General features: G+C 63.9%; 21 protein-coding genes and 1 pseudogene. 13 read left to right on the forward strand and 9 right to left on the reverse strand.

Annotation, left to right across the window (positions count from 1 at the left end; all coding sequences use genetic code 11):
- Nucleotides 1-75 precede the first annotated feature (75 nt).
- Nucleotides 76-1462, reverse strand: a pseudogene (locus SLT36_RS10210) (IS1182 family transposase).
- A gap of 283 nt (nucleotides 1463-1745) precedes the next feature.
- On the opposite strand from SLT36_RS10210, the gene gltS reads away from it, so the two are divergent.
- The gene (gene gltS / locus SLT36_RS10215) at nucleotides 1746-2957 is read left to right on the forward strand and encodes a sodium/glutamate symporter (RefSeq protein WP_432287225.1); all 1212 of its coding nucleotides are present in this window, start codon (nucleotides 1746-1748) and stop codon (nucleotides 2955-2957) included.
- 7 nt (nucleotides 2958-2964) lie between these two features.
- Here gltS and SLT36_RS10220 read toward each other — a convergent pair whose 3' ends face one another.
- The 7 genes from SLT36_RS10220 to phnG all read right to left on the reverse strand — a co-directional run bounded on the left by SLT36_RS10220 (nucleotide 2965) and on the right by phnG (nucleotide 8196).
- Nucleotides 2965-3582 (reverse strand): DapH/DapD/GlmU-related protein, encoded by a 618-nt coding sequence (locus SLT36_RS10220; protein ID WP_432287227.1) that lies wholly within the window; start codon nucleotides 3580-3582, stop codon nucleotides 2965-2967.
- Nucleotides 3579-4286 carry a phosphonate C-P lyase system protein PhnL gene (phnL, locus tag SLT36_RS10225; protein WP_432287229.1) on the reverse strand — a complete coding sequence of 236 codons (708 nt, stop codon included), beginning with the start codon at nucleotides 4284-4286 and terminating at the stop codon, nucleotides 3579-3581. The genes SLT36_RS10220 and phnL overlap by 4 nt, the downstream gene beginning before the upstream one ends.
- Before the next feature lie 66 nt (nucleotides 4287-4352).
- A complete protein-coding gene (gene phnK / locus SLT36_RS10230; protein ID WP_192314975.1) occupies nucleotides 4353-5129 on the reverse strand; it encodes a phosphonate C-P lyase system protein PhnK in 777 nt (258 codons plus the stop codon).
- On the reverse strand, nucleotides 5126-6019 hold the full coding sequence (locus SLT36_RS10235; protein ID WP_432287230.1) for an alpha-D-ribose 1-methylphosphonate 5-phosphate C-P-lyase PhnJ: 894 nt from the start codon (nucleotides 6017-6019) through the stop codon (nucleotides 5126-5128). Before SLT36_RS10235 ends, phnK begins: the two co-directional genes overlap by 4 nt.
- Nucleotides 6016-7125 (reverse strand): carbon-phosphorus lyase complex subunit PhnI, encoded by a 1110-nt coding sequence (locus tag SLT36_RS10240; protein ID WP_432287232.1) that lies wholly within the window; start codon nucleotides 7123-7125, stop codon nucleotides 6016-6018. Before SLT36_RS10240 ends, SLT36_RS10235 begins: the two co-directional genes overlap by 4 nt.
- 1 nt (nucleotide 7126) lies before the next feature.
- Nucleotides 7127-7732 (reverse strand): phosphonate C-P lyase system protein PhnH, encoded by a 606-nt coding sequence (gene phnH / locus SLT36_RS10245; protein ID WP_432287233.1) that lies wholly within the window; start codon nucleotides 7730-7732, stop codon nucleotides 7127-7129.
- Complete coding sequence (gene phnG, locus SLT36_RS10250; protein WP_432287235.1) at nucleotides 7732-8196, reverse strand: phosphonate C-P lyase system protein PhnG; 465 nt, start codon at nucleotides 8194-8196, stop codon at nucleotides 7732-7734. Before phnG ends, phnH begins: the two co-directional genes overlap by 1 nt.
- A gap of 86 nt (nucleotides 8197-8282) precedes the next feature.
- Between phnG and phnF the strand changes: the two genes are divergently transcribed.
- The 10 genes from phnF to SLT36_RS10300 all read left to right on the forward strand — a co-directional run bounded on the left by phnF (nucleotide 8283) and on the right by SLT36_RS10300 (nucleotide 18199).
- Complete coding sequence (gene phnF, locus SLT36_RS10255; RefSeq protein ID WP_432287236.1) at nucleotides 8283-9068, forward strand: phosphonate metabolism transcriptional regulator PhnF; 786 nt, start codon at nucleotides 8283-8285, stop codon at nucleotides 9066-9068.
- Between the two features lie 420 nt (nucleotides 9069-9488).
- Nucleotides 9489-10598 (forward strand): extracellular solute-binding protein, encoded by a 1110-nt coding sequence (locus tag SLT36_RS10260; RefSeq protein WP_432287238.1) that lies wholly within the window; start codon nucleotides 9489-9491, stop codon nucleotides 10596-10598.
- A gap of 244 nt (nucleotides 10599-10842) precedes the next feature.
- Nucleotides 10843-11832, forward strand: coding sequence for an ABC transporter permease (locus SLT36_RS10265; protein WP_115731047.1), 990 nt, complete (start codon nucleotides 10843-10845; stop codon nucleotides 11830-11832).
- Nucleotides 11832-12626: an ABC transporter permease gene (locus tag SLT36_RS10270; protein WP_067958813.1), complete on the forward strand. Its 795-nt coding sequence runs from the start codon at nucleotides 11832-11834 to the stop codon at nucleotides 12624-12626. Before SLT36_RS10265 ends, SLT36_RS10270 begins: the two co-directional genes overlap by 1 nt.
- A complete protein-coding gene (locus tag SLT36_RS10275; protein WP_432287240.1) occupies nucleotides 12626-13711 on the forward strand; it encodes an ABC transporter ATP-binding protein in 1086 nt (361 codons plus the stop codon). Before SLT36_RS10270 ends, SLT36_RS10275 begins: the two co-directional genes overlap by 1 nt.
- A gap of 110 nt (nucleotides 13712-13821) precedes the next feature.
- Nucleotides 13822-15321, forward strand: a complete 1500-nt coding sequence (locus SLT36_RS10280) for an NAD(P)-binding domain-containing protein (protein ID WP_432287242.1) — start codon at nucleotides 13822-13824, stop codon at nucleotides 15319-15321.
- 9 nt (nucleotides 15322-15330) lie between these two features.
- A complete protein-coding gene (locus SLT36_RS10285) occupies nucleotides 15331-15831 on the forward strand; it encodes a CMD domain-containing protein (RefSeq protein ID WP_432287243.1) in 501 nt (166 codons plus the stop codon).
- Nucleotides 15828-16403: a peroxidase-related enzyme gene (locus tag SLT36_RS10290; RefSeq protein WP_432287245.1), complete on the forward strand. Its 576-nt coding sequence runs from the start codon at nucleotides 15828-15830 to the stop codon at nucleotides 16401-16403. The genes SLT36_RS10285 and SLT36_RS10290 overlap by 4 nt, the downstream gene beginning before the upstream one ends.
- A gap of 30 nt (nucleotides 16404-16433) precedes the next feature.
- Nucleotides 16434-17048, forward strand: a complete 615-nt coding sequence (locus SLT36_RS10295) for a helix-turn-helix domain-containing protein (protein ID WP_067958831.1) — start codon at nucleotides 16434-16436, stop codon at nucleotides 17046-17048.
- A gap of 71 nt (nucleotides 17049-17119) precedes the next feature.
- The gene (locus SLT36_RS10300; RefSeq protein ID WP_432287246.1) at nucleotides 17120-18199 is read left to right on the forward strand and encodes an NAD/NADP octopine/nopaline dehydrogenase family protein; all 1080 of its coding nucleotides are present in this window, start codon (nucleotides 17120-17122) and stop codon (nucleotides 18197-18199) included.
- Between the two features lie 93 nt (nucleotides 18200-18292).
- Here the strand turns inward: SLT36_RS10300 and SLT36_RS10305 are convergent, their stop codons facing one another.
- Entirely contained in the window at nucleotides 18293-19174 is an 882-nt protein-coding gene (locus tag SLT36_RS10305; protein WP_432287248.1) for a LysR family transcriptional regulator, read from the reverse strand.
- A gap of 205 nt (nucleotides 19175-19379) precedes the next feature.
- Between SLT36_RS10305 and SLT36_RS10310 the strand changes: the two genes are divergently transcribed.
- Nucleotides 19380-21818: a penicillin-binding protein 1A gene (locus SLT36_RS10310; protein ID WP_432287250.1), complete on the forward strand. Its 2439-nt coding sequence runs from the start codon at nucleotides 19380-19382 to the stop codon at nucleotides 21816-21818.
- Nucleotides 21819-21867: 49 nt separating this feature from the next.
- The gene (locus SLT36_RS10315) at nucleotides 21868-23490 is read left to right on the forward strand and encodes a peptidoglycan D,D-transpeptidase FtsI family protein (RefSeq protein WP_432287252.1); all 1623 of its coding nucleotides are present in this window, start codon (nucleotides 21868-21870) and stop codon (nucleotides 23488-23490) included.
- Nucleotides 23491-23551: the final 61 nt, after the last annotated feature.

Here is a 23551-nt window from a genome sequence, read left to right on the forward strand (position 1 = left end):
GTTTTGTGGGTTGATTGAGCTTTTGGCTTGATTTCGGGGAGCAGATGCCAGGGCCGTTGCGAGCCCGCTTTGGCCTCATGCGAGGCTTGGTTTTGGCTTTGGCCAGAGGCTGATTGCGATCTTTTTCATGTTTTGGGCGGCGGCTGCGATCAGGCACTGGCAGGCGACGCGTGTTCGCCCTCGGAAGCGTGCATAGCGATGGCCGAAGAGCTGCTTGGCATCGGCGAAGGATCGCTCGACCGTCTCCTTGCGGCGTCGATAGATCGCCTTGCCCCATGCGGTTAAGCGGTTGGCATCGACCCGCTCGCGGACATCCTGCCAGACATGGCGCGTGATGGTGCGCTCGGCCTTGGCGTTTGATGTGCAAGACGCCAGCAGCGGACAGTTGCGGCAGATCGTCGGGTCGCTCCTGTAGTGGCGATAACCGCCGCGATCTGTGGTGGCGTAAGTGAGCAACTGGCCCTGCGGGCAACGATAGCCGTCAAGGTCCGGCTCATGGACGAAAGCGCCCTTCCTCATCTTGCCAGGCTTTGGCCGGGGCGGGTTGCGATAGCCGACGACACCCTGGATGTTCCTGTCCTCCAGGCCCTTGGCGATGCCTGGCGTGGCATAGCCGGCATCCAGCCCCGCCGCCGTGACGTCGAAGCCGAAACGCTCCACCTGGCGGTCGAGCCGGTCGAGATAGACGATCGAGTCATGCACGTTGGCCGGCGTGGCAAACGTGTCGGTGATGATGCCCAAGCCGCCATCCACCGTGCGGTGATCGAGATAAAAGAAGCCCTTCGGCTTGCCCTCGCGCACCATATAGCCTGCCTCAGGATCGGTGCGCGAGACCTTCGTCTCTTTCACCGCAGGCTGCCGCTCCTGCTCCTTCAGCGCCTTCTGGCCGTGCAGCGCCCGTTCGGCATCGATCGCCCGGTCGAGTTCGCCCCAGTAGTCGGCACGCGACTTGGCGACCATGGCAAGGTCGTACTTGCCCTTGTTGGCATTGGCCTTCAGGTGCGTGCTGTCGGTGTAGAGCACCGTGCCGTCGACCAAGCCTGCCCCGATCGCCTGCTCGACAATGCGGTCGAAGATCGCCTGCGCGATCGTCTCGTCCTGGTAGCGCCGGCGGCGGTTCTGCGACAATGTCGAGGCGTCGAACACCTTGTCCGTCAGCTTCAGCCGCAGGAACCACCGGTAGGCGACATTGACCTCGATCTCTCGCACCAATTGCCGCTCCGAGCGCACCCCGAACAGGTAGCCGATGAACAGCGCCTTGAACATCAAGGTCGGATCGAGTGGCGGGCGACCCGAGTGGCGGGCGACCATTGTCGGCGCAGTAAAGCGGCGCTGTCAGATCGTGGATGAACGAGAAATCGATAACACCATCGATCTTGCGCAGAAGGTGATCAACTGGAACCAGTTGATCAAGCGTGACGATCTCAAGTGCGGTTTGTTCAGGGCCAGCTCGCTTCAACATCACACACTGAATCACAAACCCCCAACTCTCGCCAGGGGTTTGTCAGCAGTCTGAGCCCCGCAACAGCGGGGCTTTTTTTTGGGTTCAGGTGCGTGGCAGCTCTAACCATTGCCCACAACGGGGATGGCATCAGGTTCGTGATCGCCAATGATCGGGCATAGCCTGGCAAAGCCGGGCCGCAATTCCGATTGCTCTTGAAATTGTTCTGGGCAAGGTTGAGAGGCAGGGGAGATCGGGCTCATCCGATCCGGCACCTTGGTTCGGGTGTCCAGGCGAAGCTCGGATGGCCATGGCCGACAATGTTCTCGTTTCGCCAGATTTCCTGACGCTCACGCTCGGCATCATCGTCTATTTCGTCGGCGTGCTGCTCAACCGTCACATTGCTTTCCTGCGCAACTACAACATCCCGGAGCCGGTCACCGGCGGGTTTCTCGCGGCCGTGGCCGTTTGGGCGTTCCACCAATTGTCAGGCACGGAGATCGTCTTCGAGATGACCACGCGCGACAGGCTGCTGGTCATCTTCTTTGCCACCGTCGGCGTCAATGCGCGGCTGGCCGACTTGCTGGTCGGGGGACGGGCGTTGGCGGTGTTGTGCGTGCTGACCGTGCTTTTCGTCTTCCTGCAGAATGGCGTCGGTACGCTTGGAGCCTGGCTGTTCGGCCTGCCCTCTGCTGCAGGCGTCATCATGGGGTCGATCGCCTTTGTCGGTGGCCATGGCACGACGATTGCCTGGGCGCCGGCGATCGCCGCAGAGCACGGTTTTCCGGCCGCCCTTGAAGTCGGCACCGCCGCGGCGACGCTCGGGCTGATCGTCGCCAGCGTCCTCGGTGGGCCGGTGGCAAAGTTCCTCGTCGAGCGTGGCAAGCTGACCGCCGATGCGAGCGGCCCCGACGGCGAGTCGGCCGTCGCCCGGGCAGAGGCCGCACCGATCGACAAGTCGAACTTCATGCAGGCGCTTTTGCTGGTCAATGTCGCCGTGGTGCTCGGCTATGTGGTTCACGGCCCGGTCACGGCGATGGGCGTGAAGCTGCCATTGTTCGTGCCTTGCCTGATCATGGGGGTCGTCCTGTCGAACACGATCCCCTACATCTTTCCGCGCATGCCATGGCCGGCGCGCTCGCCGGCAATGTCGCTGATCTCCGACTATTCGCTCTCGGCCTTCCTCGCCATGTCGCTGATGAGCATGCAGCTCTGGACGCTTGCCGGGGTTGCCGGCCCGCTGCTGGTCGTCGTCGCCATGCAGGCGCTGCTCGCTGTGGCCTTCATCCTGATCGTGCTGTTCCCGCTTTTGGGCCGGGACTACCAGGCGGCGGTGCTGAGCGCCGGCTTTACCGGCCTTTCGCTCGGCGCCACGCCCACCGCCATCGCGTCGATGACGGCGGTGACCAGGCACTATGGCCCGTCACCGAACGCCTTCATCATCCTGCCGCTGGTCTCGGCGTTTTTCGTCGACCTGGTCAACATGATCGCGATCCAGTTTTTCCTGGCGGGGTGAGGGCTCCTCAGCCGCCGTGCTTTTCCAGGAACTCTTCCGCCGAGAGGTTGCGGAAATCGTCGAGGGCAACGCGCAGCCTGGCGTGGTCCCAGTCCCACCAGGCCAGCGCCTGGAAGCGATCCGCTGTCTTGCGGTCGAAGCGCTCGCGCAGCGGCTTGGCCGGCACGCCGGCGACGATGGTGTAAGGTGCGACATCCTTGGTGACGACCGCGCCTGAGCCGACCGCCGCACCGTCGCCAACGGCAACGCCCGGCAGCACCGTCGAGCCGTGGCCAAGCCAGGTGTCGTGGCCGATGGTCACCGCGTTCGACCGACGCCATTCGAAGAACTCGGTCTCGTGGCTGGCATCTTCCCAATAGTCCGAGGCGCGGTAGGTGAAATGATGCAGCGTCGGCCGCCAGGTCGGATGGTTCGTGGCGTTGCAGCGCACGCTTGCTGCGATGTTGGAGAATTTGCCGACCGTCGTGCACCACAGGCTGCAGTCCTGCATGACGTAGGAATAGTCGCCGAGCGAACTGTCGCTGATGCGGGTGCGTTCTGAGACTTCGGTCCAGCGGCCGAGCGTCGACTGCGTCACCTCGGCCGATGGGTGGACGTAAGGCTGTTCGGACAGGTTGCGGCTCATGCTGCAACCTTTCCGGCGGCAAATGTGGTGACATCGATGATGCGGTCGGCGACCGCCTCGCGCACGTCGGCGTCGTGGAAGATGCCGAGCAGGGCCACACCCTTCAGCTTCTTCTCCTCGATCAGTCCGATCACCACCTCGCGGTTGGTGGCGTCGAGCGATGCCGTCGGCTCGTCGAGAAGGAGCACCGGATGGTCGGTGATGAAGCCACGGGCGATGTTGACGCGCTGCTGCTCGCCGCCGGAGAAGGTGGCGGGCGGCAGGCTCCACAGACGTTCCGGCAGGTTCAGCCGGCCGAGCAGTTCCGAGGCGCGGGCATGGGCCTCGGAGCGTTCGGTGCCGCGGGCGACCAGCGGCTCGGCGACGACGCCGAGTGCCGAGACGCGCGGAACGGTGCGCAGGAACTGGCTGACATAGCCGATGGTGTCGCGGCGCACCGAAAGCACCGTGCGCGGGGTGGCCGTGGCGAGATCGACAAGCTGGCCATGGTGATCGACGATGATCTGACCCTGGTCGACGCTGTAGTTGCCATAGACCATCTTCAGGATCGAGCTCTTGCCGGCGCCAGAGGGGCCGCCGAGCACGGCGCATTCGCCAGCCCTGACCGAGAACGAGACATTGGCGACCACCGGCAGGCGGATGCCGCCACGCAGATGCATGGTGAAGGCCTTGGAGACCTCCGAGACGATGAGGGGAGTGGCCATGTCAGAATCTTTCCTTGATGAGCATGATCTTGCCCGAAAACCGGGAACCACTTTTCGGGACCATGCTCAGACCTGCAGGATGGAGGAGACGAGGAGCTGGGTGTAGGGCGCGCGCGGATCATCGAGCACACGGTCGGTGAGGCCGGCTTCGACGACATGGCCGTCCTTCATCACCATCATGCGCTGCGACAGCAGCCGGGCGACGGCGAGGTCATGCGTGACCACGATGGCCGCGAGGCCGAGGTCGGTGACCAGTCCGCGCAACAGATCGAGCAGGCGCGCCTGCACCGACACGTCGAGGCCGCCGGTCGGCTCGTCCATGAACACCAGCCGCGGGCCGGTAACGAGGTTGCGGGCGATCTGCAGGCGCTGGCGCATGCCGCCCGAGAAAGCGCGGGGTTCGTCGTCGATTCGCTCCTCGTCGATCTCGACGCGGCCGAGCCAATCGACTGCGGTAGCGCGGATGTTGCCATAGTGGCGGTCACCGATGGCCATCAGCCGTTCGCCGACATTGGCGCCGGCCGACACCGTCATGCGCAGCCCGTCGGCCGGGTTCTGATGAACAAAGCCCCAGTCGGTGCGCATCAGGAAGCGGCGCTCGGCCTCGCTCATGCGGTAGAGGTCGCGCCACTGGCCGTCGCGCATGCGGTAGCTCGCAGTGCCCGACGTCGGCAGCAGCCGCGTCGACAGGCAGTTGAGCAAGGTGGTCTTGCCCGAGCCGGATTCACCGACGATGGCCAGCACTTCGCCCGGCCAGAGGTCGAAGGAGATGTCCTCGCAGCCGATGCGCGAGCCGTAATATTTGGACAGCGCTGTGACGCGCAGAAGCGGTTCGTCGGTCATTGTGCGGGCTCCAGCATATCGGGCGAGAGGTGGCCGCGATGGCCGCAGGCCTGGCGCGTCTCGCAATGGTCGGTGTCGGAACAGACGAACATGTGCCCGCCCTTGTCATCGAGGATGACCTCGTCGAGATAGACCTGCGCGGCCCCGCACAGCGCACAGGGATGGTCGAAGGTCTGGATCTCGAAGGGATGGTCCTCGAAATCGAGGCTGACCACCCTGGTGAAGGGCGGCACGGCATAGATACGCTTCTCGCGGCCGGCGCCGAACAGCTGAAGCGCGGGCGACATGTGCATCTTGGGATTGTCGAACTTCGGTGTCGGCGAGGGGTCCATCACGTAGCGGCCCTCGACCTTGACCGGATAGGCATAAGTCGTGGCGATGCGGCCGTGCTTGGCGATGTCCTCGTAGAGCTTGACGTGCATCAGCCCGTATTCCTCGAGCGCATGCATCTTCCGTGTCTCGGTCTCTCGCGGTTCGAGGAAGCGCAGCGGCTCGGGGATAGGAACCTGGTAGACCAGCGTCTGGCCCCCGGTCAGCGGATATTCCGGGATACGGTGACGGGTCTGGATGATCGTCGCCTTCGCCGTCTCGGTGGTCACCGCGACATCGGCGACCTTCTGGAAGAAGGCGCGGATCGAGACGGCATTGGTCGTGTCGTCGGCGCCCTGGTCGATGACCTTCAGCACGTCCTCAGGACCAATGATCGCGGCGGTCACCTGCACGCCGCCGGTGCCCCAGCCATAGGGCATCGGCATCTCGCGGCTGGCGAACGGCACCTGGTAGCCGGGAATGGCAATGCCCTTGAGGATCGCCCGGCGGATCATCCGCTTGGTCTGCTCGTCGAGATAGGCGAAGTTGTAGGTTGCGATGTCTGTTGCAGGCGTGCTCATTCCGCCGCCTCCCGCTGTTCGGTTTCGTTGGTCTGGTTGCGCTTCTCATGCTCGCCGCGCATCCGGCGGACGAGGTCGAGTTCGGCCTGGAAGTCGACATAATGCGGCAGCTTCAGGTGTTCGACGAAGCCGGTCGCCTGGACGTTGTCGGAATGCGAGATGACGAACTCTTCGTCCTGTGCCGGTGCGGTGATGTCCTCGCCCAGTTCGCCGGCGCGGAGCGCCCGGTCACATAGCGACATGGCCATGGCCTTGCGCTCCGACTGGCCGAAGACCAGCCCGTAGCCGCGGGTGAACTGCGGTGGCGCCTTGGCCGAGCCCTTGAACTGGTTGACCATCTGGCACTCGGTTACGCGGATGCGGCCGAGGCTTATGGGGAAGGGCAGTTCAAGTACGTCGAGCTCGAGCTCGACCTCGCCGATGCGGACCTCGCCGACGAAGGGATGGCTGCGGCCATAGCCGCGCTGCGTCGAGTATCCGAGCGCCAAAAGAAAACCCTCGTCGCCGCGCGACAGCGCCTGCAGGCGGATGTCGCGCTCCATCGGAAACTCGAGCGGCTCGCGGGTGATGTCACCAGTGAGGTGGTCCTCGGGCAGCTCGCCGTCGGCCTCGATCAGCCCTTCATGGGCGAGGATCTCGGACACACGCGCCATACGCTGGCCGTCGCCTTCGCGCTGCTCGGGCGTCGCGACTTCGGCATCGGTGGCGAGTTCCGGGTCGAGCAGGCGGTGGGTGTAGTCGAAGGTCGCGCCGAGCAGCTGGCCGCCGGGCAGGTCCTTGTAGGTCGCCGAGACACGGCGCTCGACCTGCATGGCGGCTGTGTCGATCGGCCTCGTGTAGCCGAAGCGCGGCAAGGTGGTGCGATAGGCGCGGACGAGGAAGATCGCCTCGATCAGGTCGCCGCGCGACTGCATGATGGCGAGCGCGGCAAGCTCACGGTCGTAGAGCGAGCCTTCCGACATGACGCGGTCGACGCCGAGCGCCAGCTGCTCGACGATCTGGTCGATGCGCAGCGACGGCACCGAGCGGTCACCGCGACGGCGGTCGGCGAGCAGGCGATGGGCGTTGGCGATGGCGGCTTCACCGCCTTTGACAGCTACATACATATCAGGCCTCCATCGTCTTGATGCGGACAGTGCGGGGCAGGCAGGCGACCGCACCAGGCGCAGCCAGGATCACATCGACGCCGCGCGGGAAGCGGGCACCGTTCTGCTTCCACTGCTCGACGAAATGGCGCGGCAGAGGCGTCGGCGCGATGCTGTCAGTCGTCTCGATGCCGGGGCCCTCGAGATGCAGGGGTGCACCATCGGTCAGGCTGTCGACCTGCAGGATCAGTGTCGTCGAGCGATCGGGATATTCCTGCGTTCCCTGCGCAAAGTTTTCGAGCGAGATCAGGTTGGCCGGGTTGGCGACAAGGGCGAAATGCGCGTCGGCCGGTGTCGCGGCCAGCGGCGCGCCGGTGTGGAAGCCGAGCCAGGACTTTGCCGCCGAGACCTGCAGCCCGGCATCGAGCCAGAGCGGAGTGTCGTGGTCGCACAAGGTCAACGCCACCGCACCCGCGGTGGCCGCCAGCGGTGCAGGCGGCTGTGCCAGGCCAGCTACCCGCTGGACCGTCCCGGGACGCGCCATGGCGTCCATGACGGCGCGGAAAACCATCTGGGCATTAAAAACCGGGTTGGCAAAGCCGCCGTCAATCACATCCATCTGATCCATCAGTCCTCTCCGCGCACCATGGTGAAAAAGTCGACCTTGGTCGCTGCCGTCTCGGCACGACTGGTCACATCGGCTTCGGCTTGTGCGGCACGCAACGGTGCGATGATCTTCTGTTCGATGTCGGCGCGGCGGTCGGCATTCTGCCAGAGGGCATCGGTGATGGCCGAAAGGCGGGCCTTCTCCTTGTCGCGGCCGAGGGCATAGGAATGGCCGATCTCGCCGCCTGGCAAACGCACCGTGGCGCGAGTCACCGTCGCCTCGCCGAAATTGAACGGCGCGCCGCCGCCGCCGATACGGCCGCGAACCGACACGAGGCCGGTCTCGGGTCCGCGCAGCATCTCGGCTTCGCCAGAAATGCCTGCCGCCGCGCACAGCCGCTTCAATTCGTCCACTGGTGCCAGCGAAAGCGCTGCCATGGCCGCCTTGCGCGCCGTCTCCAGTTCTCTTTCCTGCCGTCGGTCCATCTCGTTCGCCGCTCCACTTCAAATTTGTCTATTGTTCTATACAATCGAACAACATACAATGGGCTTGTAGCGAGGCTCCGTGACGGATGCATGACAAGTCGCAAACTGGGACGGTGGATTTGAGCGGGCCGGGACGAGAACAGGCGGTGACACGCAAGAGCGGGGTGGCGCTGTGGCGCCAGATCGCCGACCAGATCAGGCAGGCGATATCGGCTGGAACTCTGGGCGCCGATGGCAAGCTGCCGCCCGAAATGATCCTGTCCGAACGCTTCGGCGTCAATCGCCATACCTTGCGCAGCGCCATTGCCGCGCTTGTCCAGGAAGGCGTGTTGCGCGCCGAGCAGGGGCGCGGCACTTTCGTCGAGAGCCGTCAGAAGCTGTCCTACCCAATATCGGCGCGGACGCGGTTTTCTACAGGGCTGCGCGAGCAGACGCGCGAGCGCCGCAGCATCCTCCTGGCCGACGCCATAGAGCCTGCCCTCAGCCGTGTCGCCGAAGCCCTGGGGCTTGCGCCGGATGCGCCGGTGCTCCGGCTGGAAACGCTGAGCGAGGCCGACGGCCGGCCGGTGTCGCGCGCGACGAGCTGGTTCGATGCGGAGCGCTTCCCCGGCTTCGCACGGGTCTACGCCGAGACCGCGTCGATCACGCTCGCTTTCCAGCATTTTGGAATCGAGGACTATTTCCGCAATACGACGCTGGTTTCGGCGCGCCATGCCGATGCCGCCGACCTGACCGATCTCAAGCTGTCCGCCGGCGCCATCGTACTCGTCGCCAGGGCGATCAACGTCGACACCGCTGGCGTGTCTATCCAGTACGCTGAAACCCGCTTTGTCGCCGACAGGGTCGAGCTCAGCGTCTCGACGGAGGCCTGAGGTTCCAGCTATTTGCCGCAGCCGCTAAGGCGCATGGCGGTTCATCTCAACGTATCGTCGATTCCTGGCGATTGGATGCGATTCCCATGGCCGTGCTTAGTTGGCTTGCCAGCGCAAACCTATGCGGGGTCTGCTGTCTGCATATGTTGGTGGGCAACCAAGATTCTTTCTAACAATGCTTGACATTTGTCCGGTTTAGAGAAAAATTCCAGTTTAGTGGAATTTGCGGACGGAATGTCGGAATTCAGGACTGGCTTGGTGGAGGACTTTGCGCCAGTTCATTAGTAGTCTGTAAAATACCGCTGAGAATACCTCTTCGCCGGCTTGTCGGTCGCGCAGTTCTTTCGACTGCGTGAGGGCGGGTTTTATTGCGCGGCGGAAGCCGTGCGCGTGATCGATATTATCCAAATGGGGAACATAATGAACAATATTCTGGTACCGAACCGCCGTACCGCGCTGAAGATGCTTGGTGGTGGCGCCGCCGTCCTTGCCATGCCCGCCGTGATCCGCCCGACCCCCGGCTGGGCTGCGAACGGCGTGTTGAACATCACCACCTACGACAAATTCCTGCCGCAGGAATTCCTCGACAAGTTCCAGAAGGACAGTGGAATTCAGGTCAACATCCGGCTGACCGACGACCAGGGTAAGCAATACAATCTGCTCACTGCCGAGGGTGCAAATCCTTCGACCGACATCGTCACCGTCGCCGGCCATCGTTATTCGCAGTTCATCAGCTCGAAGCTGCTGCAGCCGCTCGATACCGGCAAGATTTCGAACTGGAAGAACCTCAACCCGGCCTACCAGAACGCTGCCTGGGCGCGCGTCGACGACAATCTCTGGGGCCTGCCGATCCTCGCCGGCTATGAGGGGCTCGCCCGAAATGTCGACTATGTGAAGGAAGCGCCGAGCTGGGAGATCATGTTCGACCCGCAGTACAAGGGGCAGACCTCCTATATCGTCAGCGATTTCATGACCATTGTCATGCAGTATCTCGGCCATGACGGCGACTTCGTCAGCTATGTCGACAAGGCCGACGTGGCGCAGAAGGCGACCAACGAAGCGCGCGACTTCCTGATCAAGCACAAGGACATGGTGCGCAAGTACTATGACGCCGGCTCGGAAGTGCAGCAGATGTTCATCAACGAGGACATTTATCTCGGCCATTCGTGGTCGGGTCCGGCTGCCAAGCTGATCATGGACGGTCATCCGATTCAGCTGTCGGTGCCGAAGGAAGGCACGTTCGGCTTCTGCTATACGCTCAACGTCGTCAACAACGCGCCCAACGCCGAGAACGCCTACAAGCTCCTCGACGCCGTGCTTGCAAGCCCGGAGGTGGGTGCCGCAATGACCCGCCAGTCGGGCTACAGCTCGACGATCAACGGCGTCGCCGACCTGCTCAACGACCGCGAAAAGCTCGCCTCGACGCTGCCGCAGGAAGAGCTTGAGCGCATCGTCTTCTTCTCGTCGGTCAATCGCGACATGAAGAACGAGATGATCGACCGGGCGACCGCTGAGGTCAAAGCGGCCTGACGAGGCGAAAGCCTCGCACGGCCCATCGCCTGTCCCGGAGCGCTGCGACGATCTCCGGGACAGGCTGCCGGCCTGTCATGTGCATGACCCTCGAAAATCGGGCACGATTTTCGGGTGGGCTCATGCACCGGTTCAGAGAGTTACAGCGTTCTGAGCGAGGCGCTGTAGTCCCACAACGCGCGATGACTGACCTGCCGGCAGTGCCTGGCGGTACAAGTTGGGCTGCGCCAACCGAGATTGTTTGATGGTGAGTAGCAACACGACAGCCGGCTATGCGGCAGGGCGCGGCGACGCGCCGGTGCCCAAATATTCGACCGGCATCGCCAAGGTGGTCAATTCCGCGCTCTACCGGCATACGCTGGGGGCCGCGGTCGAGTCCCGGATCGGCCGGATCATCCTTCTGGCCGGGGTGCCGCTGGTCTGGCTGATCATGCTGCATGTCGGGCCGATCTATCAGATGCTGAAGATCAGCCTGATGTCCCACTACCCGGTGCTGCCGGGAGTGGAATCGCACTTCACCCTGGACAACTACGCGATCTTCTTCAAGGAATCGCTCTACTTCACGCCGCTGATCAAGAGCTTCATCTTCGCCACGGCAGCGACGGCGGTGACGCTGGTTGTGGTCTATCCGGTGGCCTATTACGTCGCCAAGGTCGTCAAGCCGGAGGGCCGTTCCAAGGCGCTGCTGTTGCTGCTGGTGCCGTTCTGGGCCGGTGAGTTGATCCGCACCTTCTCGGTGATCATGCTTCTTGCCAACCGCGGCGCGGTCAACGTGCTCTTGCGCGAGATCGGCCTGATCGACCGGCCGATCCCGATGCTCTACACCTCGTTCTCGCTCGGCTTCGGCCTGGTCTACCTGATCTGCCTCTATATGCTTTTGCCGCTCTACTCGGCGATCGAGAAGATCCCGGGACAATATCTGGATGCGGCTGCCGATCTGGGCGCCGGTCCGTTCACACGCTTCCGCCGGATCATCCTGCCGCTGTCCAAGGACGGCATCGTCTCGGGCTGCAGCCTCGTGTTCCTGACCTGCATCGGCGTCTTTGCGACCCCGATGCTGCTCGGCGGACCCAACACCGTGCTGTTTCCTGAAACCATCAGCGGCTTCTTCCATGGCGCCAGCGACAAGTGGCCGGTCGGCGCCGCCTTTGCGCTGATCATGCTGGTCACCGCCTTGATCACCGCAGGCATCTTCATGCGCCTCGTCGGCGGCAAGAAAAGGAGTGCATTCTGATGCGCAACATGTTTGCAGACGCTCCGCGCACGTCGCTGACGGCGATCTACTGGGCCTTCCTGCTTTACCTGCTCCTGCCGCTCACGCTGATGATGGCGATGAGCTTCAAGGACGCCAACTTCGTCGCCTTCCCGATCGGCGATTGGACCCTCGACTGGTATGCCAAGGTGATGCAGGACAAGCAGTTCCTGGAAGCCTGCCTGTACTCGGTGATGATCGCCGCCGCCTCGACGCTCGCCGCAACCACGCTCGGTACCTGGATCGCCATGCTGATCGTCGCCGAAGGCATCAAGGGCCAAGTCATCATCTTCGCGCTTGCCTGCCTTCCGGCTGTCGTACCAGGCATGATCTCGGCCATCTCGCTGCGCATCTTCATCTCGACAATCGACATGCCGACGGGAACCGCGGCCATCATCCTCGGCCACACGGTGCATGCAGTGCCCTTCGTGGTGGTGATGGCGCTGACCCGCCTGCGCTCGATGCCGGGTAATCTCGTCGATGCCGCGCGTGACCTCGGTGCCGACAGCATCGTTGCCTTCTTCCGCGTCACGCTGCCCTATCTCGGGCCGGCGCTTGTCGGAGGCATGATCTTCTGCGTGCTGCTGTCGATCGACGACTTCGTGCGCACCTTCTTCCTGGGCGGCTATCGCCCGACCCTTCCCATGCTGATCTTCGCCAAGGTGCAGGGCGGCATGTCTCCTGAAATCAACGCAATGGCGACACTCGTCCTGGTGGTGACCGCCGCCGTCGGACTTTACGCCGAATACATGACCCGCCGCGCGAGGACCCGCTGATGCAACCCGTCGTCCAGTTCGACAATGTCACCAAGAGCTACGGCAAGCATGTTGCCGTCGAGAACCTGAATCTCAGCATCGAGGCGGGCAAGTTCGTCACGCTGCTCGGCCCGTCCGGCTGCGGCAAGTCGACCTCACTGCGCATGCTCGGCGGCTTCGAGACGCCGAACTCCGGCCGCATCCTGCTTGGCGGCAAGGACGTGACACGCGTTCCGCCCAACAAGCGCAACGTCAACATCGTGTTCCAGGACTATGCGCTGTTCCCGCATATGAGCATCTCCAAGAACATCGCCTTTGGCCTTGAGCTCAAGGGTTTCGACAACCAGCACATTCACCGCCGTGTCTCGGAGCTGCTCGAACTGGTCCAGCTTGAGGACTACGCCAAGCGGCTGCCGTCGGAGCTGTCGGGCGGCCAGCGCCAGCGCGTCGCGCTGATGCGTGCCTTGGCTCCCGATCCGGAGGTGCTGCTGCTCGACGAGCCGCTGTCGGCGCTCGACGCCAAGCTGCGCCAGCAGATGCAGATCGAGCTCAAGTCGATCCAGGAAAAGACCGGCAAGACCTTCATGTTCGTGACCCACGACCAGGAAGAGGCGCTGACCATGTCTGACACGATCGTGGTCATGAACAAGGGGCGCATCGAGCAGATGGGCGATCCGAACACGCTCTATGGCCGACCCGGCTCGGTGTTCGTCGCCAACTTTATTGGCGAGACCAATCTTTTGCGCAGCACAGTCGTCGGCACCGAAGGTGACCAGGCAGCGCTGAACTGGAACGGCGTCACCATCAAGGCAGCACAGGGCGGGCTTACGCCAAAGGCCGGTGACCACCTCTATGTCGTGCTGCGCCCCGAGGCGATCCACTGCTCGGCCGCCGAGCCGGAGAGTGGCAACCGCATCAAGGGCAAGATCCGTCAGCGCGTATTTAAAGGCAACCACACCTCGCTTTCGGTCGAGGTCGGCGACGGGACCATGCTCAATGCGCTGGTCCATCCCGCCGACGTCAGCCAGCTCAATGGCGAGGAAATCTGGGTCGGCTGGAAGCCAGAGACGACGACGGTCATCCCCGACCGCCACGCGCACAACTGAGACGACAAACAGGCGACAAGGGCGGCCCGCGTCGAGAACCGGTGCGGGCCGACAGCAGGCAGGGCAGGACATGCGACATGACGAATTCGACCGGACATCGGGGGCGACCTATGGCGTTTGACGTACAAGCGCCGTTGCAAGCGGCCGCCGCCGGCCTCGCCGAGCTCGAACAGCGTGTTCGCGACGAACTGGCCTGCCTGTGCTACCCGCCGTCGAACTGGGTGGTGCCGACATCAGTCGAGGGGGAAGAAAAGGTCCATGACGTCGTCGTCATTGGCGGCGGCATGTGCGGCCTGGTCGCGAGTTTCGCCCTCTTCGGTGCCGGCATCCAGAACATCCGCATCTTCGACCGCAGCCCGACGGGCTTTGAAGGGCCGTGGCTGACCTATGCGCGGATGGAGACGCTGCGCTCGCCCAAACAGTTGACCGGCCCGGCCTATGGCATGGCGTCGCTGACCTTTCGTGCATGGTATGTCGCCCAGTTCGGCAACGAGACCTGGGCTGAACTCGACAAGATCCCCCGGCCGATGTGGATGGAGTATCTGCGTTGGTACCGCAAGGTGCTCGACCTGCCGGTCGAGAACGGCGTCGAGGTCAAGACGATCGTGCCGGAAGGCGAATTGATGCGGTTGACGCTGTCGGGCGAGGGCGCTCGGGAAAAATCGGTGCTGACCCGCAAGGTGGTGATGGCGACCGGCCGTGACGGCATGGGCCATCCAAGCATTCCCGGTTTCGTCGACGGCTTGCCGCGGACGTTCTGGGCGCATTCCTCCGACGCCATCGATTTCGCTGCCCTGCGCGGCAAGCGCGTGGTCGTTGTCGGCGTCGGCGCATCGGCCGTCGACAATGCCGCCGAGGCGCTGGAGGCAGGGGCGGCGGAAGTCCGCCATCTCATCCGCCGCAAAGAGATGCCCTGCATCAACAAGCTGATGGGCATCGGCTCGTTCGGCTTCACCGCTGCCTTCCCGCAGCTCGGCGATACCAGGCGCTGGCAGATCATGAACTATTCGCTGCGCACCCAGACACCAGCGCCGCGTGGCTCGACGATGCGTGTCAGCCGGCATCCCAACGCCTGGTTCCATTTCGATGCGGCGGTCGAGAAGACCGAGCTCGACGGCGACGAGATCGTCATCTCGACCTCGCAGGGCAAGGCGGTCCGCTGCGACTTCCTGATCCTTGGCACTGGCTTCGGCGTCGATCCGCTGGCGCGCAAGGAGCTCGACGGTTACGCCGACAAGATCCTGCTGTGGCAGGACCGCTTCACGCCACCTGAAGGCCAGGAAAACACCGAGCTTGGCAACTACCCCTATCTTGCCAACGACTTCACCTTTCTCGAACGCGAGCCGGGACAGGCACCGTGGCTGGCCAACATCCACAGCTTCAACTCCGGGGCGGCCGCCAGCCTTGGCAAGATGAGCGGCGACATACCGGGCATCAGCGAAGGTGCGGCGTGGTTGGCGCGCGAGATCGCCGCAAAGCTCTACAGCGAGAATTTCGGCCAGTACTGGCAGCGCCTGCTCGACTACGACACGCCCGAACTGCGCGGTGACGAGTGGACGGCATCGCCCTTGCCGGACGAAGCGCCGGCAGCCGCCCGCAAGCAGGCATAAGAGGAAGGCATGACTGACACCAAAGACGTGATCGCCGCGATCGTCGGCATAGCGCCGGGAAGCGACCTGGCGGCGGTCGTCGCCGGCCGCGCCGACATCATGGCGCTGACCCAGCAGACGCATGATGCGGCGCTGACGCCCGCTGAACCCGGCGGTCTCACCCATGCCGAGCGCGCAGCCCTGGCCTGCCGCATCGCCAAGATCAACGACGCCGGCGATTTCGAGGCGCATTTCGAAACCCTGCTCGACAGCTCGGGCGCCTCAGGCGACACCCCGCGCATTGCCGACATCTGGTTCGACGGCGGCGGCGACATCAGGCTCAAGGCCCTGATCCGCCATGTCGATCTCGTGGCACATGCGCCCAAGGATGCGACGCGCCGCGATATCGAACTGCTGCAGGAAGCCGGGCTAACCGACGCCGACATCGTGCGCCTGTCCGAGCTCGTCGCTTTCGTCAGCTATCAGATCAGGGTTGCCGCCGGGCTGCGGCTGATGCGGGGACTGGCATGAGCAAGGTCGTTCACGAATTCACCACCGCGGTCCCCGAGTGGAAGCCATACGTCAAGCCGCTCGATCTCGCGGATGCCACTCCGGCACAGCTCGAGGCGCTGAAGATCACGCCGTCCAACACCAAGGTGTCGGACTACGTGCTGGTGCTGGCCCATGACGTCGAGACGCTGACTCACCGCTCGCCGCTGTTCAACGGGGTGATGTACAACAAGGGCGGCCTGTCGCGCGCCGAGCGCGAGATCGGCGCCGTCGGCGCGTCGATCGTCAACCGCTGCATCTACTGTGCGGCGGTGCACGCCAGCCGCTACAACCAGCTGTCCAAGGACGAGACCGTCATTGCGGCGATCTTCGCCGACGGTGTCGAAGCGGTAATTTCGCCGCGGCTGAAGGCGATCCTCGACTTTTCGGTCAAGCTGTCGAAGTGCCCCTCGGACGCCGATGCGTCCGACATGCAGGCGCTTGTCGACGCCGGTCTCGGCAAGGACGAGATCCTCGACCTGATCCTGTCGTCGTCGCTGTTCGGCTGGGCCAACCGGCTGATGCACACGCTTGGAGAACCGCTCGCCGAATAGTTGCCCGTGGCGTCGGAATGGAGAATCGGAATGAACATACATTCGGTCAATCCGCCGGAAATCGGGCCGCGCCTGCAGGCATATCGCAAGCAGCAGAACCTGACGCTTGCCGACCTCGCGACCAGATCGGGCGTCTCGCGCTCGATGCTGTCGGAGATCGAGCGCGGCAACGCCAACCCGACCTATGGCACGCTGTGGCATCTCACCCGCGCGCTCAACATCGACCTCAACAGCCTGATCAGCGGCGCCAGCGAGGAGCGTGGCGACCGCATCGACCTGCAGCCGGAGAATTTGACGCCGACCATCCGCAGCGCCGACGGCAGCTGCACGCTTCAGATCCTGTCGCCGGCCGGCATGGTGCCGCTGATCGAATGGTATCTGTTGAGCTTCGAGCTCAAGGGCAAGCTGATCAGCGATCCCCACGGCACAGGCACGATCGAGCATCTGCACTGCACCGAAGGCGAGATCGTGGTGCGCAGCGCCGGCAACGAGATGATCGTCCGCGCCGGCGAGACGGCGCGCTATGCGGCCGACGTCGCACACTCGCTGACCAGTGTTGGCCCGGCCGGTGCACGGGCTTTCCTGGTGGTGGCATCGGGTGAGGTCGGCAGCAGCACGACCCGGGCGTTGATACGCCCGAAATGAACGACCCCGGGTGCGCCCGCGATGGGAGCGCCGGGCCTGAAATGAATTTGATCCAAAAGGGAATGTTGAAAATGAAGGTAGGTATTGTCGGCGCGGGTTCGATCGCCTTTGGCACGGCGGTGTTTCTGGAACAGCAGGGCCACAAGGCAACGCTGTGGTCGCCGTCGGGCGAGCGCACCAAGGCGCTGGCCAAGGGCGAAGCTCTGGTTGCCCAGGGCGCCGTCGAAGGCACCTTCCAACCGGCTGCTGCTCCGAGCGCCGAAGCGCTCGTCGCCGGCGCTGAAGCGATCCTGATCGCGCTGCCGGCCTATGGCCACAAGGTCGTTCTCGACGCCATCGCGCCTTACGTCAGGGCCGACCAGACCGTGATCATCAGCTCGCATGCATCCTTCGGCGCGCTTTATCTGTCGCGCCTGCTGGCTGCGCGCGGTGTCGTCGCGCCTGTTGTCGGCTGGGGCACGACTGTCGTATCCGGTCGCCAGCTCAGCCCGACGCTGGTCAACGTCAACACCGTGCGCAAGAAGGTCGATCTCGCCACCGTTCCGGCCTCGCGCAGCGCCGATGGCCTAGCCGTTTGTCAGGTGCTGTTCGGCGACCGTTTCGTCGACCGCGGCAGCCTGATGGCGATCGCACTGTCCAACCTCAATCCGCAGAACCACATGGGCATCGCGCTCGGCAACATGACGCGCATGGAGCGCGGTGAGACCTGGAGCCAGGGCCAGAACGTGACGCCGAATGTCGGCCGCCTGCTCGAGCAGCTCGACGAGGAACGCATCGCCATTGCCACCAAGCTCGGCCTCGAAGTGCGCAACATCTTCCAGCACTTCCACCTGTCTTTCCACGTGCCGATGAGCTCGATCTCTGAGATGAACCAGGAAATGCACGAGGCCGGCAATGGCGGCCAGGGCCCGACCACTGCCGACAGCCGCTATGTTACCGAAGACGTGCCTTTCGGCCTGGTCATGACCGCCAAGATCGGCCGTCTGGCAGGCTACCCCGCCGAGCTGCACGAAGCCGGCGTGCGCATCTTCTCGGCCATGTATGGCCGCGACTTTACTGCCGAGAACGACCTGCTGACCGCGCTCGACCTCGACGCCATGTCGCTGGCCGAACTCAACGGCCTTTGCCGTGACGGATATGCGGTAGCTTAAGGTCTGGGTACCGCAGACGCGGCGCTCCTGGCGGGTCGCTGCGCCGCTTTTTTGTTGCTCCGGCGGCAGCTGGCCGCTGCCTCGGGGTAAGGGTCAGGCTTCGCCCGGAGCGCCGAACTGCTGCAGCAACCAGTTCTCGAAGGCCTGCATTCCAGCTGTCACCGGGTGGGATTTCAACCGGGTGAGCCAGTAGTCGCCGGTTGAAACCGTCGTCTCGAACGGCTGGACGAGGCGGCCGTCGTCGAGATTGCGCTCGAACATGTTAATCGGCACCAGGGCTACGCCGACGCCGCGGGCTGCAGCCTCGGCAAGGGCCAGCGACGAATCGAACATCATACCGCGCAACACCGGCTGCGGCGCACCTGCCGCCTCGAACCAGCGCGTCCATTCGTCGGCGCGATAGGAGCGCAACAGCTCGACGCGCGCGAGGTCCGCCGGCTGTGTCAGCCGCGCCGCCATCACGGGCGAGCAGACCGGCGACAATGGCGAGGCAATCAGCTGCATCGCCTCGGTTCCACGCCATGAGCCGTCGCCAAAGCGGATCGCCAGGTCGAGACCGTCGCCGGCGAGGTCGATACGGTTGTTGTTGGTCATGATCCTGAGGTCGAGATAGGGGTGCGCCTGGTGGAACGCCGGCAGCCGTTCCATCAGCCAGCCGACGGCGAAGGTCGCGACCACGCCGACAGTCACCACTTCGTGGAAGTGCCCCTCCTCGAACCGGCTCATCGTCGCGGTGACGCGCCGGAAGGCGTCTGTCAGCACAGGCGCCAGGGCCGCGCCCTCGTCGGTCAGCGCCAGTCCCCTCGGCAGCCGACGGAACAGTTTCACCCCGAGCAGGTCCTCGAGGGATTTCACGTGATGGCTGACTGCGGTCTGCGACACGAACAGCTCCATGCCGGCCCGGGTGAAGCTGCAATGGCGCGCCGAAGCCTCGAAGGCTCGCAGCGCGTTCAGCGGCAATTGTGACGTTTCCACGTGGTTGCGGTCCTATGCCCATATTTTTCTCATGGGTAACCAAAATATTGAGTGTTTGTCGAGGTCACGGGATTTTGCCAGTTTGCGGCCGTTATCGAACAAAACCTGCAGGTTATGACCTGTTCGCGGGCTGGGGTGGAGCCTGTGAGCTGTCGTCGTTCGCCCATTTTCCTGGGGCCTGCTTCCAACTGACAAGCTGCCCATCATGAAATTCATCAGCCATCTGTTCTCATTCCTCGTCCTGACCGGGCTTGCGGCCGCCTGCAGCCTGGCTTTGCTGGTCGCCGACATCACCAGGGATCTGCCCGACTACCGCGAGCTGGCGGATTGGGAACCGGCTGTCATGACCCGGGTCTATGCCTATGATGGCGCATTGCTCGCCGAATATGCACGCGAGCGGCGGCTTTTCCTGCCGATCGCCGCCGTGCCCGATCGTGTCCGGCAGGCGTTCCTGTCGGCGGAAGACAAGGGCTTCTACAGCCATTCCGGCATCGACATGTCCGGGCTCGTCAACGCGGTCTGGGCCAACATGGCCAACTTCGGCTCTGGTCAGCGCATGATCGGCGGATCGACGATCACCCAGCAGATCGCCAAGAATCTATTGCTCTCCTCGGACCGCACGCTGGAACGCAAGGTCCGCGAGGCGGTTCTGTCCGTTCGCATCGAACGCGCCTTTTCCAAGGACGAGATCCTCGAGCTGTATTTCAACGACGTCTATTTCGGGCTCGGCGCCTATGGCATCGCCGAGGCGGCACTGACCTATTTCGACAAGCCGGTCAGCGATCTTTCGGTTGCGGAGGCGGCTTATCTTGCCGCGCTGCCCAAGGGGCCGAACAACTACAATCCCTATCTCAACGCCGAGCGAGCCGTCGAACGACGCAACTGGGTGATCGGCCAGATGCTGCGCAACGGATTTGTCGACCGGAATGAAGCGCGCGCTGCGGCGGCCTTGCCGCTCGGTACGAAGACGCGCGCACCGAACCTGCTGGTTGCTGATGCCAGTTACTTCACCGAGGCGGTGCGCAGACAGATCGCCGAGCAATATGGCGACGCTGCGCTCTACACCGCCGGCCTCGCCGTGCGCACGACGCTCGATCCCAAGCTGCAGGCAGCAGCGGTCAGAGCGCTGCGGCGCGGGCTCGTCAACTATGATCAGGGCAGGGGCTTTCGCGGACCGGTGGCCCGCATCGCGACCGATGGCGATTGGCAACAAGCACTTGATGGCATCGTGCCACTGGCCGACGTGCCGGAATGGCGCCTGGCGGTCGTGCTCGGCGCGGCCGACGAGGGCATCAGGATTGGCCTTCGCCAGGCTTCAGGCAGCCGGCAGGCGCGAGAAATCGCCCACATCAGCACCCAGTCGATGCGCTGGGCACTGAGGCGCCCAAAGGCGGGCAAGACATCGGCAGGCGCTCTTGCGGCCGGGGATGTCGTTTATGTTGAGAAGCAGCACGACGGCTATGTACTGCGGCAGGTGCCGGAAGTGCAGGGCGCGCTCGTCTCGATGGATCCGCACACCGGCCGGGTGCTGGCGAGCGTCGGCGGGTTCTCCTTTGCCCAGTCGGAGTTCAACCGCGCCACGCAGGCCTATCGGCAGCCGGGATCGGCGTTCAAGCCCTTCGTCTATGCCGCGGCCCTCGACATCGGCTACACGCCGGCAGCACTGGTGATGGACCAGCCGATCGCGCTTCCCGATGGTGCGGGGCGGGTCTGGAAACCGAAGAACTATGACGGCCGCTTCAGCGGTCCCTCGACCTTGCGCACCGGGCTCGAACGAAGCCGCAACCTGATGACGGTGCGTCTCGCGCGCCATGTCGGCATGGATGTGGTGGCGCAATACGGCCAGAGCTTCGGCATCTATGACAAGCTCAAGCCCTACCTGCCGATGTCGCTCGGTGCTGGCGAGACCACGCTGATGCGCCTGGTTTCGGCCTATGCTGTCATCGCCAACGGCGGCAAATCGGTGCAGCCGTCGATGATCGACCGTGTCCAGGACCGTCACGGCAAGACCATCTTCCGCCACGACGGCCGGGACTGCGACGCCTGCAATGTCGAGGTATGGCAGGACCAGCCGGAACCTGAACTGCGTGACGTCAGCGAACACGTGCTCGACCCGATGACTGCCTACCAGATCACCTCGATGATGCGTGGCGTTGTCGAGCGCGGCACGGCAACCAGCGTATCGGCACTCGGCGTGCCGGTCGCGGGCAAGACCGGAACCACCAATGACGAGAAGGACGTCTGGTTCATAGGCTTCACGCCCAACGTCGTCACCGGCGTGTTCCTGGGCTACGACACGCCGAAGCCGATGGGATATGGCGAATCCGGCGGTGGGCTGGCGGCACCCGTCTTCATCGACTTCATGAAGGTTGCCCTCGAGGGCAAGCTGGCTGCCGAGTTTCCTGTGCCCGAAGGGATGACATTCGAAAGCGTCGACCGACGCACGGGAAGGCGCGTCGCTGCCGGCACTGCGGACTCGATTCGTGAGGCCTTCAAGCCTGGCACCTCGCCCTGCATCGGCGACTGCCCTGTCATCGACGGCTTTGAAGCGTCTGACGTCGTCACGGCGACGGTTCCTGCCATTGGCGGCATTTCGCCCGCGCTGCGCGACAGGCTCCTCAACAGCACCGGCGGGCTCTACTGAGATGCAGAGGCGTGGCGCGAGAAATGCCGGAGGCCGCATCCGGCTTGTCATGGCGGCGTTTGCCCTCTTGTTCGCAGCCATCGGCGGACGACTGGTGCAGCTTGGCCTGGCCGGCAACGAGCGACCGGCCTATGCCTTCAGGGCGGTGGCCAATGCCAGGCCGCAGATCCTGGACCGCAATGGCGTGCTTTTGGCAACCGACCTGCCGAGCGCGTCTGTCTATGCCGAACCGCGCTACGTGCCCGACGTCGACGAGACAGTCGAAAAACTGGTGGCCATCTTTCCAGACCTCGATGCGCGCCAGTTGCATCAGCGGCTGAAAAGCGATGCCGCCTTCGCCTGGCTCAAGCGTCAGGTAACGCCGGCGCAGAAACAGGCTCTGTGGAACGCCGGGCTTCCGGCCATCGGGCTGCGTGCGGAGAAGCGTCGCATCTATCCCAACGGTCCGCTGGCCGCCCATGTGCTCGGCGCAGTCGATCTCGACAACATAGGCATCTCGGGTATCGAGAAGTGGATCGACGGTCAGGGTCTGCAGGAGCTCAATCTCGCCGGCATGGCCGGCGATGCCAGGCAGCTGCAGCCGGTAGCTCTGACGATCGATGTCCGCGTCCAGCACGCCCTTGCCGACGAAACCCTGAAGGCGATGGCACGCTTCAAGGCCAAGGCAGGTGCCGGCCTGCTGCTCGACGTCGACAATGGCGAGGTGCTGGCGCTGGCCTCGTTTCCCGATTTCGACCCCAACGTGCCCATCGACGCGCTGAGGCCCGAGCGGCTCAACCGGATCAGTGCCGGCGCCTTCGAAATGGGTTCGACCTTCAAGGCGCTGACCACTGCGATGGCGCTCGATTCCGGCCAGTTCACGCTGCAGTCGGTCATCGATGCGCGCAAGCCGCTGCAGTTCGGGCGGCAGATGATCCATGACTATCGCGGCAAGTACCGCATGCTGACCATCCCGGAGGTCTTCATCTACTCCTCGAACATATCGACAGCGAGGATTGCCATGACCTTGGGCGGTGAAGCGCAGCGGGCCTATCTCACACGCTTCGGCCTGATGTCGCGACTGCGCACCGAACTGCCGGAGAGCGCCGCCCCGATCCTGCCGCGAAGCTGGGGCGAAGTGACGACGGCAACGGTCTCGTTCGGCCATGGCATTGCGGTGACACCGTTGCAGGCGAGCATGGGTATTGCAGCGCTGGTCAATGGCGGACGCCTGATCACGCCGACCTTCATCAAGGGCGCCCCGGTCGCCGGCCGCGTCGTCGGCTCGGGCCTCGTCTCGCCTGCCACGGCGGAGGCGATGCGGTATCTCCTGCGCTACAACGCCGAGGCCGGTTCCGCCAGGAACGGAGCCGTCGCAGGCTATCTCGTCGGTGGCAAGACGGGCACGGCGGAAAAGGTCGTCAACGGCCGATACGTCGAGGATCTGGTGATGACCTCGTTCATGGCCGTGGTTCCGGCCGACAAGCCGAGATACCTTTTGCTGACGATCCTGGATGAACCCAAGGGTCTGCCCGAGACATACGGCTTCAGGACTTCAGGGTGGAATGCCGTTCCCCTTGGCGGCGCCATCCTCCGGCGCGTCCTGCCGATGCTTGGTTTGCAGCCGCAGTCCTTCGGGACTGGCGTGGCCTATCGTGACGGCAAGGAAATTGACGCTGCGGGAGACCTTTGAGTGCCAAGCAGGCCATCTTGCGGTTGTATGAAATCTGCTAAACTCAATTTAAATTGTTTGT

Source organism: Aminobacter sp. BA135, from assembly GCF_050859125.1.
Taxonomy (GTDB): domain Bacteria; phylum Pseudomonadota; class Alphaproteobacteria; order Rhizobiales; family Rhizobiaceae; genus Aminobacter; species Aminobacter ciceronei.